Raw genomic sequence first — 17,577 nt, 5'->3', positions numbered from 1 at the left:
CTAAGCTAAGATATCAACCCTCTGGCGATGTCCTTTGCACCATGAGCTTGCTCCACGTTGCTGATGTCTATGCTGGCTATATTCCCGATGTGGATATTCTACGGGGCGTTAATTTTCGTCTCGAAGCCGGCGAGCTAGTGGCGGTCATTGGCCCCAATGGAGCGGGAAAATCAACCTTGGCAAAAACGATCGCTGGGTTGCTGACGCCCCGCCTCGGCACCATTACCCTCGCCGGAGAAGATATTACCTACTTGCGTCCCAACCAAATTGTCAAAAAGGGAATCGGTTATGTGCCGCAGATTGCCAATGTCTTTCGCACCCTGACGGTTGAAGAAAATCTCGAGATGGGTGCCTTTACGAAAAGCGGCAACCTTAAAGCCCTCAAAGAACGGGTCTATGACACCTTTCCCCGCTTGGCTGAGCGACGACAGCAACGGGCAGGAACCCTTTCGGGGGGAGAACGGCAAATGCTGGCCATGGGACGCGCCATGATGCTAGACCCGCAAATTATGGTCTTGGATGAACCCTCCGCGGCGCTCTCCCCAGCCCTCGTCAATGATGTCTTTGCCAAAATCAAGGAAATTAATGCCCAAGGCACCGCTATTATTCTGGTGGAGCAAAATGCACGGAAAGCCCTTGCCATGAGCGATCGCGGGTACGTCTTGGAAATGGGCAAAGATCGCTATGAGGGACTGGGCAGCGAATTACTCAATGACCCCAAAGTGGGGGAACTCTACCTCGGTATTGTGCGGGCAGAGCCTTAGGGGGCAGGGCTAAAAATTGCTGTTTCGAGGGCAATCAGGCTTTTTTCCAGATCATCATTGACAATTTGGACATCAAATTCTGGAGCCGCCGCAATTTCAGTTTCCGCTTGGGCTAAACGGCGGGCGATCGCCTCCTCACTATCTTGGCCACGGCTGCGCAGACGGTGCTCGAGTTCCGCTAAAGATGGCGGCAGAATGAAAATGTGGCGCGCTTGGGGATAGGATTGGCGAACTTGGCGTGCCCCTTGCAGTTCAATTTCAAGGATGACCGTTTTTCCCTCTGCAATCAGCCGCAGCAGGGGATCGCGCGGGGTGCCGTAGTAGTGACCGGCAAACTCTGCCCATTCCAAAAGTTTGCCAGCAGCAATCATAGCTTGAAAATCTTCCACGGAGACAAAATAGTAATCTATGCCTTCTACTTCTGTGGGGCGCGGTGGGCGGGTCGTGGCCGAAACTGAAAGTGCCAGTTCGGGATGTCGCTGCCGCAGTTGCCGTAGGAGTGTCCCTTTGCCGACCCCACTAGGGCCAGTAATCACAATCAGTTGTCCGGGCTGGGGCGTTGCAGTGGTCATCGTTGCATGGGTGGGAAACTTTTTGATCCTACTCTGTCTGCTCAGCGTTTTATCATTGAGGCAGTGTGGTTGAGGAATGGCCGTGAAGATTCATTTGCCCAGTGAGAGTGAAAATGCCCGCATTGAGATGCTACCCCTGATTGATGTGGTCTTTTGTATCCTCACGTTCTTTATTTTGGCGGCGGTGAGTCTGACGCGGCAGCAGGCGATTACCTTGAATCTGCCCCAAGCAAGCACCAGTCAAGCGCAGTCGCAAAAGATGTTGGTGGTGAGCATTGATCCAGCGGGGCAACTCTTTGTGGATAAAGACCCCGTCAACCGCAGTGAACTCTATGAACGTTTGGCCACGTACTTGAAAACGAATCCGCAAGGGGTGGTGATTTTGCGGGCATCGCAGGTGGTGAGCTACAACGAAGTGATTCAAGTCTTGGATCTCCTGCGATCGCTAGGGGGCAATCGTGTGGCTTTGGCCACGCAACCTGTTGAACAGCCGGTGCTGAGTACGGAGACTAGTCCTACCCCCCTCCCCTCGCCGCCCGCCAACGATCAACCCACGCCCTCCAATCCATAGGGACTCACGGTGGAACCGATTGCCAGTATTCCTGTTGCCCCGGACGGCTTTCGCTCTGGCTTTGTTGCCTTAGTGGGTCGTCCCAATGTGGGCAAGTCCACCCTCTTTAACCATCTGCTGGGGCAAAAGGTCGCCATTACCTCCCCCGTGGCGCAAACGACTCGCAACCGCTTACGGGGCATCCTGACAACAGCAACGGCACAATTTATCTTTGTGGATACCCCCGGCATCCATAAGCCCCACCATCGTCTTGGGGAAGTGCTAGTGCACAATGCGAAGGGCGTTCTCAATCGGGTGGATGCGATTGTCTTTGTGGTGGATGCGGCAAGTCCACCCGGTCGGGGCGATCGCTACGTGGCGGATCTGCTGACAACGACCCCATCTCCTGTGCTTATGGCCATCAATAAAATTGACTTGCTGCCGGCAGAGGAGCGAGAACAGCGACAACAGGACTATCAAACCCTTGGCCCTTGGCCAGCCTATCCCTGCTCAGCGCTCACGGGAGAGGGAGTTGGTGTATTACAATCGGCGATTGAAGCGCAGTTGCCCCTTGGCCCCTATTACTATCCGCCAGAAATGGTCACCGATCAGCCGGAGCGCTTTATCATGGCGGAATTGATCCGTGAGCAAATTTTGCACCACACCCGCGAGGAAGTCCCCCATTCGGTGGCCGTGACGATTGAACAGGTGCAGCAGGATCGCAACCTGACTCGTGTCCACGCCGTGATTTATGTGGAGCGTCCAACGCAAAAGGCGATTATTATCGGTCAAGGGGGTCAGTTACTCAAACAAATTGGCACCGCTGCTCGCCAAGAAATTGAAACCCTGATTGGGGGCAAGATTTATTTAGAACTGTTTGTGAAGGTGCGCCCCCGCTGGCGACAGGATCGGTTGCGCTTGGCGGAGTTGGGCTATCGCATTGAAAAGGATTAAGGTGATGAATACAGCATTGCGAGTGGGTGTGGCAGGACCTGTGGGGTCAGGTAAAACCGCCCTTGTGGATGCCCTTTGTAAAGCTTTGCGCGATCGCTATCGCCTCGCAGTCGTGACTAATGATATTTACACCCAAGAGGATGCCCAGTTTTTGGTGCGCTCCCAAGCCCTTCCCCCCGAGCGAATTCTCGGCGTTGAAACGGGGGGATGTCCCCACACCGCCATTCGCGAAGATGCTTCCCTCAATCTGGCGGCCATTCAACAGTTGGAAACCGCACTTCAACCTTTGGATCTGATTTTTGTCGAGAGTGGCGGCGATAATTTGGCTGCGACCTTTAGCCCAGAACTGGTGGATTTAACGATTTACGTGATTGACGTGGCTGCTGGCGATAAAATTCCCCGTAAAGGGGGACCGGGGATTACCAAGTCGGATTTACTGGTGATTAATAAAATTGACCTAGCTCCTTATGTGGGTGCTGATTTAGAGGTGATGAAGCGGGACACCCTGAAAATGCGGGGCGATCGCCCCTATGTGATGACAAATCTGAAAACTGGCCTTGGGCTAGATCAGGTGATTGCTTTTCTCACATCCCATTTGGCAGCCTAAACATAACGGAAGTTGACCCAACGCACAAAAAATCACTGATCACCATCACTAGCATTGAAACAATTTGCCCCTTAGAATCGTCCTATCGGTGTCGTCAGGTAGGAAGTATGATGAGCTACGCATGGGTGAGGGGTGCAACGCTCGGCGCAACGGGGTTAGTGGCCATGGCTTTACCCGCAGTGGGTCAAGTCCAACCCCTGAGTGGTGAGCAAATTAACGAGATTGCCCGCAACATCACGGTCTTGATTGTAGGGAAAGATTCCCACGGTTCTGGTGCCATTATTTCTCGCTCCGGTTCGACCTACTATGTGCTTACGGCAAAGCACGTTGTCAATCGTAAGGATAATTACCGCGTGATTCCCATTGATCAGCAGGCCTACGCTGTTGATTTCAATAAGATTAAATTTTTGCCGAATACAGATTTAGCGATTGTGGAATTCACAAGCGAGAAAAAAGACTATCAGGTGGCTACGCTGACAAACTCTGACTTTGCTAAGGAAGGGTCGCAGGTCTTTATCTCGGGGTGGCCGCAGCCGGGGGGCAGTGGTCAGTTAGTGCGGCAGTTTACCGATGGCCGTATCTCTGGCTTTTTGATTGAACCCATTGATGGTTATAAAATGATCTACACCAATGTTACCCGTCGCGGCATGAGTGGTGGCCCTGTTTTGGATAGTGCAGGGCGTGTGGTCGGGGTGCATGGTCTCGGTGATACAGAAGACCCCCGCTCCCTTGAGCGCCAAGGCTTGAGTCCAGAGGCGGCAGCGAGCATTGCCAGCTTGATTAAGCCGGGGTTTAACTACGCGATTCCGATTAACACCTTTCTGACGGGTGCGCCAGCGGCGGGTGTATTTCTTTCCCTGCAAGTGGATAATCAGGCGATCGCCAGTGGCACTGCGCCGGTGGTTGTGACCGCACCGAGTCAACCCGATAGTCGCGATCGCATTGAGAACATCAATTCAATTTTGAATACTGTCAATACGGGTGTGAGTGTCATCCGCAACATCTTTGGCTTCTAAAAAAATCCCTATGACCTGTTGAACTGAGTCCCGGTTCATTGCCTGTTCAATTGCGAGGATTGAGTAATATGGCTATTCAAGTTGGGATCCGCCCCATTGCCGTTCCCCTAAGCTTGGCAGTGGTGATGATTGGGGCGATCGCCCATGCCTCTTGGGCCAGTTATCGTCCACCGGCCAATATTGGCCGCCCCGGTAACCGTGAGGGAGCTGCAACGCGGATTGCTCGTCCCATGCTATTGCGGGAAAGTACTGGTGGCACCGAAAGCTGTCTGACTGAGCCAAAACAAACGGTGGTTGCCCTCGTGCCCAAGGATAACAATGGCCTCAGCAGCACCCCCACCCCCACCCTCTATAGCTTCATTCCCGCCAATCAGGGCGCAACCCTAACTCTGACGCTGCGGGATCCCCAAGGCACCGAAGTCTATCGCCAAGAGCGTCCTGCCCCCACGGAAGCGGGTATTATTGGTTGGCCTGTGGAGAATGTCTCCCTCAAAAATGGTGTGGACTACCAGTGGCAACTCACCCTCACCTGCACCAATGGCACCACCGCCGTCAAAACCGTCAGTTGGTTTCGACCGATGCCCTTATCCCCAAGCCAACAGCAGCGCATTATCCAAGCCAAAGATGTGGCGGATGCCTTTGCCATGGCGGGCTACTGGTACGACACCCTCAATCAACTGGCTAAGCAACGCCTAGCGCAACCGGGGAATGCCCAACTCCAGCAAAAATGGCAAGCCCTCTTGCAGTCTCCCGCTGTCCAGTTGGCCAATGTGGCGAATCAACCCCTCGTTCCCTTACCACCCCAACCCTAACCCTCTAAGGAGAGGTCTGCCAGCCACTTGTAGAGGTCAGGAATATTGGCATTGGGTTGCAGCAGATCTTCTTTGATGTGCATCAGCACCTTGGCCAAGGGTTCGGCGCGATCGCGATACTCAGCAACACTGGCCAGCAGATCCGTAAATACCTGTTCTTCGATCTGGGCGCGGGGGGGTGGCTCAGCCGTCGCATCACGGTAGGTTTGATAGGCCACAGGGGTTGCCGCAAACCCCAATCGAAAGATAAAGGCCTTGGCCGCTTCTTGCAGTTGTCCTTGGAGCGATCGCACAGATAAATCACCCCGCTCAAACCCCACTTCACCTTTGAGGGTGACTTCAACAATTGCCTCTGCCATGTCTGCCCGATGCCGCTGCACCAGTTGCTGGAGTCGGCTCTCCACATCGCTCACGGTGTCACTGGGGGTGAGGGTAAGGGTGTAGCGATGGATGGGACGCTGCCAATAGTCCCGCTTGAGTTCGGCTTGGGGTGACCCCTGATCGAGGCTGACTAAGAGCACCCCGCGCGGATTTTGCTGCTGATTTTCCTGAGTCGAATTGGCCTCAACCGAGCCGGGATTAAAGATCCAGTCCTCAACGGCGTAATGGCGATGGATATGCCCGAGGGCGAGGTAATCTACACCCGCTTGGCGCAGAGGTAGGAGTTCGTTGTAGCGCAATGCCCCTTGGTAGCGGGAGACTTGCCCCTCAAGGCCGTGGTGAAAGAGCAAAATCGTCGCACCAGCAGCGGGCGGCAGCGCCTGAATTTGACTGGCAAGCTGTTGAATGGCACGGGGGGCACTGGCACCATACCACTGGGAACCAATCACACGCACGCCACAGGGGAGATCCATATAACCACCCCGCGCTGCCTCGGAGTCCCACGGCTGTAATTGGCCACTTTCATCAGGTTCCAGTAGATAGAGATAGTCTTTTTCACAGAGGTAGCGTAGCCAATTGGACTTGACACCGTAGGGACAGTTATCGTGGTTGCCCTCGATCGCCAGCACTGGAATCCCCGCCGATCGCACCTTGTCGAGGACATATTCCGCTTGATTGAGAATGCCGGGGGTAATCATCCGCTCCTCAAACAGATCACCAGCAATCAGGACAAAATCCACCTGTGCCTCGATGGCGTAGGTTTGCAGGGCACTGTCAAAGGCGGTGAAAAAGTCAAATGTGCGATTGGGATTGTCTTGGCGGTACTTGTTGAAGCCAAGGTGGACATCGGCAACATGGAGAAAACGTACCATTGGACACTGTCTCCTAGGGGCGATCGCTGGGAAGTTGGGCAAGGCGTGCTGCCCAATTGGGATAGGCCTCTGCGGCTTGATCTGTGGCCACCACTTCTACGGTGCGATAGCAGGCCACGGGCAAATTCAGCAAGCTGGCCAGAAATGCCGCTAAATCTTCACGACTCAGAGAACCCGTCAGGCGATCGCCCTGATCAAGGCGCAACTCTTTACCACCGGGCTGATCCGTCAGACCACAGGGACGGACAATCGTATAGGGCAAGCCACTTTGGCGCAGCATATTTTCTGCCGCCAGTTTCCACGTGAGGATGCCCCCCAGTTGGTCGTTGTATTGAACCGCCAAGGGTTGCCCCTTCAGGTCAAGATCCGCTTGTTGCGGCCGGGTCACCCCCGCAGAACTCACCTGAATCATGCGGGGTAAGGGCAAGCCCCCATAGGCTTGGATCGACTCAATCTCCAAGCTGAGGGTGCCGGGGCGGAAGTGGGGGTTAAGGGCACCGTCATACTCAAATTTGCTGAGCATCAGTTGCAGCGAGTAAATTTGCCCCACATTCAGAGGCGGCGCATTGGTGGCGGTGCGAGCCCGAAACACCGGAATAAAGTGGCTAAAGGGCAATTCAACCGTGATCCACTGATCGGCCACCGTATCAAAGGACATGGCATAACCGACGCCATCCCAAGCGGGGTCACTGCGTAGGAAAAATTTATAGCGCTGGCCATCGCCGCGAACCCGGAGTTGGATGCCCGTGTACCCTTGCAGATTGAGGGGTGGGGTGAGGTTGCGGGTGCGAATCGAGACAAACCCCCCGGAATTTTCCGTAGAAACCAGCCCCGTGAAGAGGGCACTGTGCTCCTTAAGGTAAAACTGGCTGGCACTGACCCCACCCATGACCACATCATCGAGGGCGCCCCAAACTTCCTTCAAGGGGGGCGTGGGATAGCGATAGTCAAAGAGGGGATAGGTGTTGGGTTGACTTTGAAAATAGGGTTGGGCACGTTCCAATAAATGCCGCATGCCCTCAAATTCAACCGCCTCTGGACTCGCACCGACAATTTCAAGGCCGGGGGGTGGCGCGTTGGGATTGGGCTGTACCTTGGCCCCAACACAGTTGATCACTGCTCGACTGCCCTGCAAGAGATCGGCAGGCAAGGGTTGAGTCACGTCGGCAACGACAATGTCTAAAAAAGGGTCTGAGGGAAGTACACTCTCAGCTTTGGTGCGATCGCGCACCCCTGCCCGTACAGCATAGCCTTGACCCAAGAGGGTTTTCACCACGGCTTGACCGGTTCGCCCCGTTGCCCCCATCACCACAACAAGGCCACTGCCCCGATAGGCGGGCGGCTTAAAGAGATCCGGTAAAAGGGGTGACAGCACAGGGCGCAGAGGTTCCAGCGTTCCCACAAAGGGTAAGGTTTGAAAAAAGCGCAGTGTATCGAGAAAGCGACTGAGTTCCCAGTTATTTGCCATAGAGGGGCACCACGCTTGACCAATGGGGGAGCTTTTCCCCTGCCCTTAGTGTATCGTGCCACTGTTGGGCTGCCCATGTGAGCAGAGCGCGGCCATAGTCGGTGGGGTTAGGGGGATTCAGGTGTTTGTAGGGGTGAGGCCAAGTGGCTAAGAGCGTTTCTGCTTCGTGGTCTGCTAGCAGGCGATCGCCCCAAATAGCGTTGAGACTCCCCCCCTGATAACGGTAAATGCCAAGGTACTGATGCCCCTGCTGGGCACGACGCGACACCACCCCATCCTGTTCTACAAGTTCATCACGATAGTGCCACGCCATTGTGCCAAGGCTAGACAGACCCAAAAGGGGGACTTCCAGTTGTTGGGCTAGGATGCGGGCAGTCACTACCCCCAAGCGCGTTCCCGTAAAGCTGCCCGGCCCACAGCCAATGGCGATCGCCCCCAGTTCACCCCACGTGTAGCGACCCATCAGTTCCCCAAGGCAAGGGTGAAGTTGGCTGGCCAGTTCGCGACCCAGAGGCCATGTTTTCACCGCCAGCAGTTGATCTGACTCTAAATCATAGAGACCAGCCACCAGTGTGGCATCGCTCGTATCAAAACCCAGACAAAGCAGATTAGCTCACTCCGACGGCGATCGCCACCAAGCCAGCCACTAAAAGCAATCCGCCCCCAACCAACAGGGCTGCCCGTACTTTTTGCTGAGGTGTCCAAGGCTGCGCTTGATAGACCTTAGGCTCAATGGCAAAGTTGTTTAGGCGACCGCCCTCATCGGTGGTATAGCGCATCGAAACAAACCTCAATTCAGCGTTACAGTGCAGCTATTCTAACAAGCGAGCTTTACGACCCTTGAGAATCCTTAACAATTTCTTGCAATTGACCGTGGCGATAGACCCGCAACCAGCGACCCCGCCAGTAGATGCGATTGCCAAAGCAGCCCCCCAGCCAAATCAGGAAGCTCATCACATCCCGCAGGGGCAATAGCCAGAGCCACAATAGCAGCCGAGGGGTGCCCATCCAGACCATGCTCATGCTTGCCTGCAACCAACGAATGCCCTGAACCCCGAGAAAGACGCTGAGGGTCCATGGGGCTGGAAACAGTCCCCACAGCAGGGCACTATAGACGGTGCCAAACATAAACACCATGCCAAAATACTGATTGCCACGATTGGAGCGAATCGTACGCGACCAGCGCAGTTCCCGTTGCACGGCCTTTAGGAAAGATTCATCACTGCAATCGTTGTCAAGGATGTACCTAGATAGCTCTACTCGATAACCCGCCTGCCAAGCGGTATAGCCCAGTCGGTAGTCGTCACCAATGCGGTTGAGGGCAATCTCAAAGCCACCAATGTCTTCAAGCACCTGCCGCCGCAGCACCACCGTCGGGCCAATGGCAAAGCGTAGCCCCCGATCCAAGAAACGAGCCATTAGTACACCGGGGATAAAATCAATACAGCGACCCATGGCCAAAAAAGCAGCCCCTAGGCGTTTGGGATGGTGGTCAATGTAGCCGCAGGTAACCACGCCAATGGTTGGATCTGCCAAGGGAGCGGTAATGCTCCTGAGATAGGCACGAGTGACGCGCACATCGCTATCGGCTAATACAATCACGTCGTAGTGGGCATGGGGCAAGAGTTGCGAGAGGTTACTCATCTTGCGGTTAATGCCGCGAATCTCATCGCAAAGGTACCAGCGGGCGCGATCGGGATACTTTTGACACAGTTCTTTGAGCACGGGCAAGGCGGGGTCTTGCAGGTCTTGGACGCCAAAGAGCACTTCGTAGGTCTCGTAGTCCTGCTCACACAGTGATGACCAATTTTCCCAAGCGCCAGCATCCAAACCACAGACAGGAACAAGCAAGGAGACCGCTGGTGCCGGATCGAGACGTTGAGGTGTTTTCTGGCCAAAAAATTGTAGCGTTAAGCCCCCAGCAATCAGGTAAGAGGTAGTACCCGTCAGACTCAACAGGCTCAGTAGAATGAGCACAATCATCATGGTGTTGTTGTAATTGTCCCAGTCGTCGGCGAACTGGCACTGGCATAAGCTTTGACCGGAATCCGACCGGCTAAGTAAGCAAGACGCCCAGCAGTGGTTGCAAGTGCCATGGCTTTGGCCATTGCTGGTGCATTTCCCGCTTGGGCGATCGCGGTATTAATCAAGAGTGCATCTGCCCCTAACTCCATCGCGGCGGCAGCCTCACTGGGCGTGCCAATGCCGGCATCGACCACAACGGGAACACTGGCTTGATCAATAATGATTTGAATATTAGCGGCATTGCGCAGACCTTGCCCCGAACCAATGGGGGAGGCCAAAGGCATCACAGTAACACAGCCCACTTCCTCAAGGCGTTTAGCCAGCAGGGGATCTGCATTGATGTAGGGAAGAACCGCAAATCCTTCTTTGACCAGTTGTTCTGCGGCGGCAAGCGTGCCAAAGGGATCGGGCAGCAAATATTTCGGGTCGGGAATCACCTCTAGCTTGACAAAGTTGTTGTCCTCTTGACCCAAGAGCTTGGCCATTTCTCGGCCTAAACGGGCAACGCGAATCGCCTCCTCAGCGGTTTGACAGCCAGCGGTGTTGGGCAGCAGCCAGATTTTACTCCAGTCAAGGGCATCCACGAGGCCTTCGTGACCGGGGGCATTGGTTTGAACACGACGTACGGCTACCGTAACAATTTCACAGCCACTCGCGGCAACACTAGCCTGTAGATCCGCAATGGAACGATACTTGCCCGTACCGGTCATCAGGCGTGAACGGAACTGCCGCCCAGCGATCGTTAGCGGGGCATCTTCAATTAACAGCTCAGGAGGAGGCGCAGTCACCATGATGCATTTGTGAAGTAAAAAGCACTAGGGTTTGCCTTTCTACGATATCAGGGTTAAGCTCTTTGCTGCTGCGACCTTGGAAAACTTGTGGCATCATAGAGGCACCGTTACTGCGGGAGTGCAACATTGGTGCATGGCACATATTGGCAACAATGCCGCCATTCAGGCTGCCGATCGCCTGCTACGTCAATATGGGTTTGATTTGGATGGCTCCTCAGTTGAGGTCATCCTAGATCGCTGGTTGCGCCATTTTCCTCCCCGTTGGATTCGCCTCGCACTTATTGAAGCCCTCTATCTGGGGCGCTATAAGGCCATTTCCGTAGAGCAAATTTTAGAGCTATGGCAACGCCGTGAGCAACCGATTTATCACTTCAACAGTGAGTTTGAAGCCATTATCTGCCAGTCATTACCCATTAGTGTGCCGGAACCTCCTCCCTCTCGCCTTTCAGAGGCACCTAGCGATACAAGAATTAGTGAATTTCACCCTAATTTAGGGTCTGACCCATTTGTTACCAAGTTAACCAGTATTGTGCGGCAGTGGCAGTCCCAAGACTTCCTAGTGGAGCAAGGCGATCGCTCCTCCTAGGCCGTTGCAGGTTATACTCTTTTGGGTAAGATTTCGCACCTCCACCTATGGCTGTTTTTGAAGGCACCTATCAAGTTCTGGGAACGCCTCGCTTTGGCATTGTGATTTCCCGCTTCAATGACCTGATTACGACCAAGCTGTTAGAGGGTTGCCAAGATTGTCTGCGTCGTCATGGCGTTGATCCCAATCCCCACGGTTCTCAAGTGGACTATGCTTGGGTTCCCGGTAGTTTTGAAATTCCCCTTGTGGCAGCTCAACTGGCGGCCAGTCGTCGCTATGCTGCCATTATTTGTCTAGGGGCAGTCATCCGTGGCCAAACCCCCCACTTTGATTATGTGGCTGCTGAAGTCACCAAAGGCATTGCCACTGCCTCCATGCAAACGGGTGTGCCGATTATCTACGGCATTCTCACCACCGACACGATGCAACAGGCCCTTGAACGCGCTGGCATTAAAAGCAATAAAGGTTGGGAATATGCCCTCAATGCCCTCGAAATGGCAAACCTGATGCAAACCCTCCCCAGCAGCATCAATCCACCCACAGCCAAACTCAGCCCCAGTACCCCCGTTCTCACGGACGGGTAATCCCAAATGGTGAAGCAGAAATTTCTTCCTAGGGCTACCAAGGGCTGCCAATCATCGTAAATCCTGCCCAAAAGTACGGATGAGAAAGTTGACGCCCACCCCCAACTTGAACTTCTTGAGGCAAAGGAATTGAAAGCCCTCCCCGCAGTCCAGCACCGCGCAGGTGATTCTCCTCAATCACAATCTGCTGATGGATCAGGGCAAGCTGTGCCTGTCGCAAGGCCTCTGCTTTAATGGGAGCAGTTCTCAACTGGCCATAAAATGCCGTCATCAAAGCCAGTGTCCCTTCATCACTAACATACCAAAGGCTGGCAACCGAACTTTTCACACCCGCTTGGAGTGACAGTCCAGCAAACCCAAGTTCTGCATTAGTATCTCCTACCGCTGTGCGACAGGCACTCAGCGTCATTAGCTCTGTGGGTGGCTGGAATAACCGCAACTGCCGTAATTGAGCCATTGAAAGCTGGCTATCCCAAAACTGAATATAGGAATTTTGCGGCTTACCCGCATTAAATTCACCATGGGTCGCTAAGTGTAGGATAGGGTAGAGACTGCGCCGCCGCTGAGTTTCCAAGTTTGAGACCGTAAAAGCTTCATTGAGGAATACTTGCCCTCGTCCTACCAGTTGCGTAATTGTTTGTAGCTCGATAGGAACCGCTGGCAAAGGACTTTGCTTTGTGAACTGAGAGGCACCCATTGCCAGCACAGAAGCACTTTGCAACGGCTGGTAGCGGGTATCCACCAAGTTGATACTGGGAATGAGACCCAGATTATAGCGTTCCACTAGAAACTGACCATTACGACCTATTGGACTATCACTGACCGTCGAGGAAATAAGATTTGACCCCGTGTGCAAAGCAGCGATCGGTACACTCCGCAACCCCTGATCAAGGGCAAAAACCAGTGTATTAATGCCTTGTGCTTGCAATTCAGCATCGACGCCGCCCATGATCCATTGGTAGAGCTGCTGCGCGAAGGGTAGATAGGATTCGCTATTGGTTTTCGTTGGATCTCGCACCTCTCGGTTAAAGGCAGCAATGACGCGGCGCACTGCTTCTTGGGACACTCGAACGGGTTGATAAATGGGTTCCCCTTCGGGTGTGATGATGAGAATATCCAACTGTTCAGGTCGCCAAAAGACATAGCTCACGGCAGGTTTTTGACCTGTTTCTTGAGCCATACGCCCTAGTAATTCTTTGATTTGATCAATGTCAAGGAACTGTAGTTCCTCTTGACTAGGAGTGCTCAAAAATTCGCCAAAGTAGTCACTAAACTCAAAGGAATAAAGCTGCTGAAGCAGTTTGATAGCACTGTTGTAGTCTCCCTGATCAAAAGCAGTACTGATTTGCTGACGGATGATCTCAACTCCGGGGAAGTAAACGACTTGAGCGGTATTCTGGGGCAGTTGAGTGCCTTGTATCTCCTCGCCAAGTAAGATCCGACCCAGATTCTCTTGAATTTGGGGTTCTGGAGGTACTGGTGGGGGTGGAGATGGCGATGTCGGTGGTGGAGGCGGGGGTGGCTCCGTTGGGGGTGGGGATGGCGATGTCGGTGGTGGAGGCGGGGGTGGCTCCGTTGGGGGTGGGGATGGCGATGTCGGTGGTGGAGGCGGGGGTGGCTCCGTTGGGGGGGGGGAGGCGATGTCGGTGGTGGAGGCGGGGTGGCTCCGTTGGGGTGGGGATGGCGATGTCGGTGGTGGAGGCGGGGGTGGCTCCGTTGGGGGGGTGGAGATGGCGATGTCGGTGGTGGAGGCGGGGGTGGCTCCGTTGGGGGTGGGGATGGCGATGGTCGGTGGTGGAGGCGGGGTGGCTCCGTTGGGGTGGGGATGGCGATGTCGGTGGTGGAGGCGGGGGTGGCTCCGTTGGGGGTGGGGATGGCGATGTCGGTGGTGGAGGCGGGGGTGGCTCCGTTGGGGGTGGAGATGGCGATGTCGGTGGTGGAGGCGGGGGTGGCTCCGTTGGGGGTGGAGATGGCGATGTCGGTGGTGGAGGCGGGGGTGGCTCCGTTGGGGGTGGAGATGGCGATGTCGGTGGTGGAGGCGGGGGTGGCTCCGTTGGGGGTGGGGATGGCGATGTCGGTGGTGGAGGCGGGGGTGGCTCCGTTGGGGGTGGAGATGGCGATGTCGGTGGTGGAGGCGGGGGTGGCTCCGTTGGGGGGCTGGGGGGGGCTTGAGAAACCCGATAGAGAAAACCAGAACCAGAAAATAGGGCAGGCTCAGGATAGGTGGTATCGAATTGCTCTGAACCCGTGAGGCCGCCGTTGATATTGAAATTCGGGTCAGTCGAATAAACTAGCCAGCGACCGTTGGGGGTACTGAAGACATTTGAGCCATAGTTATTAATAAAGTTATTTTCCGCAGCAAGGACAATTGCATCTCCAGTCCCAACGGCAGAAATTGGTGCATTGAGAATCACGTCGCCTGTTAATGTTTGCAGGAAAATGCTGCGCCCTGTAATGCCTATCGGGTTAACACTGCCAACGCTAAGGGTACTGTTATTGATAAATTGCAAATCACTCGAACTGTTCAACTCAGCGGCTAGTATCCCCACTTGGTTGTTCGGGTTAGTCAAAATTGCACTGCCATCTCCTAAAGTTAAACCCAAGCTGCCTGCTCGAATGGGCGCACTTTGCGTTAGGTTCCCACTGCTTAAACTGAGGATTAGGGTATTGCCGTTGGTATTGATGCCAGTGGTGAGACCATTGACACCATTGTTGAAACTGACGATACCTAGGGCACCTTGATTACTCAAGTTCACATTTCCAGTGACATTTCCTGAGAGTGCCTGCAACCCATTGTTGGGATTGTTGAGGATGAAACTCCCCTGTCCGAGGAGTTGGAGCGTCCCCCCAGAAATGACATGGCTGCCCTGAGTAACGCCGCCACCGCTATTGAGTGTGAGATTGCGACCATTGAGATCCGTCGTGCCAGAGCCATTGAACTGAATACCTAGGGAACTTGCACTGGGGGTTTGTAGGGCGAGATTGTAGTTTAGGCTGAAGGGGCGAACATCAATGAGACCAGTACCACTAGGATGACCGATGGTAATTAATGAGAATCCACCCGTGATTTGGTTGAGGAGAAACTGATCAATGATTAAGTCACCCGTTGCACCATCGCCAATGCCGACGGGAGTATCCGCATCAATCGGTTGAAAGACAAGGCGGCCTGCCCCGGCACTATGGATATCTAGCAGAGAGGGAAGATCACCAAAGACTTCAATCCCCCCCTGAGCTGCTAATGTGAGCACGCCATCTTGAACAGCTAATGTCAGAGAGTCAGAGACTTCCATGACCAGCCCGGGATTGCCATCAGTGCCGCGACCTTCGACGAGAATATTCCCATTCCCAGTCGTCCTGATTTCAGCAGGGTAATCCGTGTCAGTAGTAGCGATGAAACGAATCCCAGCGCTTGATTCCCCCCCTGTGCCACTGAGGGTGATGTTGCCACCTTGACTGGTGATGCTGGTGAATCTGCTCTGGATGCCTTCTTGGTTAAAGGCAAAGCCGGTACCGCCAGTTCCCGTAAGGGTAATATTCCCTGTCGTGGTTTGAATTTCTGACTCTTGAAGACCGACGCCAAGGTTGAAAAATACTTCACCACCATCACCCCCGGTACCCGTTAAGGTAAGATTGCCAGCTTCGGCGCTGATGAAGGAGTTCTGAATCCAGATACCATTCACAGCGCTATAAACACTAGAACCACCTGTCCCTAGAATGGTGATCTCCCCAGACCCTGAGGTGAGGATTGAACTTTCACGGATCATCACCCCTTCTTGGCCATCCGTTGTTGCACCGCTGCCATGAATCCTAATATGGCCGCCATCTGCATTGAGGGTCGAGTTTTGGATATTAACCCCAGCAGTATTGACACCGATCGCTGGACTGGTGAAAGGATCAGAACCACCCCCCAAAATAATATTGCCGCCGTTAGAAATGAGTGAGACCGAGTCTAATTCAATGGCACCGGCACCGCTGTTATCGGCATCGGCATGGAGGATGATATTCAGTCGGCCTACTTCTGAGCGAATGTCATACGCAACAAGAATGTCATTTGCGGCTTGGAAAGTCAGGGACGCATCGCTACCCGCTGTTTTGGTGATAGAAGCAAAAACCAAAATGTCACCAGCTTGCGTTCCAGTATCACCGGTTGTGATGATGACACTAGTGCCGAGATTCAGAGCAGCTTCAATGGCAGTATTCGCAACAAAGGCATTATCAGTGGTGGGGGTAAAAATATCAGGATTGCCGCCAGAAAATATACCGCCATTGGTCACGTTGTAAATGATGACATTGCGTGGGTCGAGGAGCCATGTACCAGGCTGACCATTAACTGCACTGGCATCTACTGTTCCCCAAACGCTGAGTAATTCTCGACCAGAAGTTTCCACAAAGCCGCCATGACCGCTAAGTTGCCCACCGCGTGCGCTGATCGTGCCGGCAAATTGAGTGCTGTTGTCTGCCCATGCAATGATAGTGCCACCATTGCCTTGATTGAGGGCATCCGCTGCAATCACACTGCCACTGTTGATAAAGAGATTTTGGGCATTGAAACTGCTATGCAATCGGTTGGTACCAGTGGTGCCCCCTAGGTAATCGCCCCCCAAGAGAATCGTGCCACCCCCGAGTTGACCAGAGGCAGTTAAGTTGGCATTGATGAGGGCGAGATTTTGACCGGTGATCGTGATTTGGCCACCCATACCGAGGGGATTGGCGACGGAAAGGCTGCCACTGATGACGGCGGTGTTGGTTGTGGTGGAGATTTTGCTGGGGTCATGGACAAGGCGAATCGTGCCGTCGGGATTTTGAATGACGCTATTGACAGGTTGTAAACCATTGCCAGTGAGTAAGCTAGGTAAGTCCACAGCAGCGATCGCTCCGCCAGTGGGTAGTCGCTCTTGAGGAATCTCAAGGCTGAGCAGCATTCCCTCTTGGGAGACGCGCACCATTCCTGTTTCAGGTACAGCCGCAATGTGGATATTTCCTGCGGGGGCTGCCAGTGTACCCGTATTGATCACATGGTGTGCCATTAGGCTGAGGGTTTGACCACTACCGACCCTAAGCTCGCCTTCATTAATGATGAGGCCTTTACTCAGGAATTCAAAACCTGTGGGCTGACCATTGAGGGATTGATAGAGATTCTGGCCATTGACATCAAAGACCCCTCCCTCAAACAGCACCCGTTGAGCGGTAGAAGCATGGAAGGCAGCGGGGAGATTCAGACGGGCATTGGGGCCAAAAATAATTCCCGCAGGGTTGAGCAGATAAAGGTTACTGTTGCCACCCGTGATTTGAATCAAGCCATTGATGTAACTGGCGTTGCCACCATTGACCCCCGCAAGAATGTTGCGAATTTGCGGATTAGAGAGAAAGTTGGCGATTTGGCCGTGACTGACATTGAAGTCACGGAACAGGTGAAAGAGGTTTTGGCTATTTCCTGATAGGCTGCCACCGCCAATATCAATCTGCTGCCCATTTTGGATGACAGTGGTGCCAGTGCCATTGGTGGCTGGGGTAATCTGGCTGTAAGCAGCGCTACTCAACAGTCCCCAAAAAGCTAAGGCGATGGGAAATAGGTACTGTTGGAGAGTTTTCACG

17 protein-coding genes are annotated in these 17,577 nt (G+C 53.9%); 8 read left to right on the top strand and 9 right to left on the bottom strand.

Going from position 1 to position 17,577, the window contains the following annotated elements; translation table 11 throughout:
• The first annotated feature begins 41 nt into the window (after positions 1-41).
• Positions 42-764 (top strand): ABC transporter ATP-binding protein, encoded by a 723-nt coding sequence (locus tag KV190_RS02840; RefSeq protein WP_206201540.1) that lies wholly within the window; start codon positions 42-44, stop codon positions 762-764.
• On the opposite strand, the gene gmk is transcribed toward KV190_RS02840, so the two are convergent.
• Positions 761-1,336 carry a guanylate kinase gene (gene gmk, locus KV190_RS02835; RefSeq protein ID WP_460194508.1) on the bottom strand — a complete coding sequence of 192 codons (576 nt, stop codon included), beginning with the start codon at positions 1,334-1,336 and terminating at the stop codon, positions 761-763. The genes KV190_RS02840 and gmk overlap by 4 nt on opposite strands.
• Before the next feature lie 76 nt (positions 1,337-1,412).
• Here gmk and KV190_RS02830 point away from each other — a divergent pair, with 76 nt between their 5' ends.
• The 5 genes from KV190_RS02830 to KV190_RS02810 all read left to right on the top strand — a co-directional run bounded on the left by KV190_RS02830 (position 1,413) and on the right by KV190_RS02810 (position 5,275).
• Complete coding sequence (locus KV190_RS02830; RefSeq protein WP_460194507.1) at positions 1,413-1,907, top strand: ExbD/TolR family protein; 495 nt, start codon at positions 1,413-1,415, stop codon at positions 1,905-1,907.
• 9 nt (positions 1,908-1,916) lie between these two features.
• Positions 1,917-2,840, top strand: coding sequence for a GTPase Era (gene era / locus KV190_RS02825; RefSeq protein WP_460194506.1), 924 nt, complete (start codon positions 1,917-1,919; stop codon positions 2,838-2,840).
• Positions 2,841-2,844: 4 nt separating this feature from the next.
• Positions 2,845-3,447: an urease accessory protein UreG gene (gene ureG / locus KV190_RS02820; RefSeq protein WP_460194505.1), complete on the top strand. Its 603-nt coding sequence runs from the start codon at positions 2,845-2,847 to the stop codon at positions 3,445-3,447.
• Positions 3,448-3,554: 107 nt separating this feature from the next.
• Complete coding sequence (locus KV190_RS02815; protein ID WP_460194504.1) at positions 3,555-4,463, top strand: S1 family peptidase; 909 nt, start codon at positions 3,555-3,557, stop codon at positions 4,461-4,463.
• Between the two features lie 68 nt (positions 4,464-4,531).
• Positions 4,532-5,275, top strand: coding sequence for a DUF928 domain-containing protein (locus KV190_RS02810; protein WP_460194503.1), 744 nt, complete (start codon positions 4,532-4,534; stop codon positions 5,273-5,275).
• On the opposite strand, the gene KV190_RS02805 is transcribed toward KV190_RS02810, so the two are convergent.
• From KV190_RS02805 to KV190_RS02780, 6 genes are read right to left on the bottom strand one after another with little or no spacing between them, the layout of a single operon-like run.
• A complete protein-coding gene (locus KV190_RS02805) occupies positions 5,272-6,528 on the bottom strand; it encodes a metallophosphoesterase family protein (RefSeq protein ID WP_460194502.1) in 1,257 nt (418 codons plus the stop codon). The genes KV190_RS02810 and KV190_RS02805 overlap by 4 nt on opposite strands.
• Before the next feature lie 13 nt (positions 6,529-6,541).
• Entirely contained in the window at positions 6,542-7,996 is a 1,455-nt protein-coding gene (locus tag KV190_RS02800) for a CIA30 family protein (RefSeq protein WP_460194501.1), read from the bottom strand.
• Positions 7,986-8,564, bottom strand: coding sequence for a tRNA (adenosine(37)-N6)-threonylcarbamoyltransferase complex dimerization subunit type 1 TsaB (gene tsaB / locus KV190_RS02795; RefSeq protein ID WP_460194500.1), 579 nt, complete (start codon positions 8,562-8,564; stop codon positions 7,986-7,988). The genes KV190_RS02800 and tsaB overlap by 11 nt, the downstream gene beginning before the upstream one ends.
• A 40-nt stretch (positions 8,565-8,604) precedes the next feature.
• Positions 8,605-8,775 (bottom strand): photosystem II assembly protein Psb34, encoded by a 171-nt coding sequence (gene psb34, locus KV190_RS02790; protein ID WP_011055918.1) that lies wholly within the window; start codon positions 8,773-8,775, stop codon positions 8,605-8,607.
• Positions 8,776-8,827: 52 nt separating this feature from the next.
• A complete protein-coding gene (gene hpnI / locus KV190_RS02785) occupies positions 8,828-9,982 on the bottom strand; it encodes a bacteriohopanetetrol glucosamine biosynthesis glycosyltransferase HpnI (RefSeq protein WP_460194499.1) in 1,155 nt (384 codons plus the stop codon).
• Positions 9,979-10,812, bottom strand: a complete 834-nt coding sequence (locus KV190_RS02780) for a thiazole synthase (protein WP_460194498.1) — start codon at positions 10,810-10,812, stop codon at positions 9,979-9,981. The genes hpnI and KV190_RS02780 overlap by 4 nt, the downstream gene beginning before the upstream one ends.
• Positions 10,813-10,945: 133 nt before the next feature.
• Between KV190_RS02780 and KV190_RS02775 the strand changes: the two genes are divergently transcribed.
• Together KV190_RS02775 and ribH are read left to right on the top strand one after the other, a co-directional pair.
• Positions 10,946-11,398 carry a hypothetical protein gene (locus KV190_RS02775; protein ID WP_460194497.1) on the top strand — a complete coding sequence of 151 codons (453 nt, stop codon included), beginning with the start codon at positions 10,946-10,948 and terminating at the stop codon, positions 11,396-11,398.
• Positions 11,399-11,445: 47 nt separating this feature from the next.
• On the top strand, positions 11,446-11,982 hold the full coding sequence (ribH, locus tag KV190_RS02770) for a 6,7-dimethyl-8-ribityllumazine synthase (RefSeq protein ID WP_460194496.1): 537 nt from the start codon (positions 11,446-11,448) through the stop codon (positions 11,980-11,982).
• 34 nt (positions 11,983-12,016) lie between these two features.
• Here the strand turns inward: ribH and KV190_RS02765 are convergent, their stop codons facing one another.
• Both KV190_RS02765 and KV190_RS02760 read right to left on the bottom strand, forming a co-directional pair.
• Positions 12,017-13,231: a CHAT domain-containing protein gene (locus KV190_RS02765; RefSeq protein WP_460194495.1), complete on the bottom strand. Its 1,215-nt coding sequence runs from the start codon at positions 13,229-13,231 to the stop codon at positions 12,017-12,019.
• Between the two features lie 112 nt (positions 13,232-13,343).
• The gene (locus KV190_RS02760; protein ID WP_460194494.1) at positions 13,344-17,576 is read right to left on the bottom strand and encodes a two-partner secretion domain-containing protein; all 4,233 of its coding nucleotides are present in this window, start codon (positions 17,574-17,576) and stop codon (positions 13,344-13,346) included.
• Position 17,577 lies beyond the last annotated feature (1 nt).

Source organism: Thermosynechococcus sp. FA-CM-4201 (assembly GCF_054689355.1).
The sequence above is the reverse complement of the archived record's forward strand: the minus strand, read 5'-3'. Positions and strand labels throughout refer to the sequence as shown.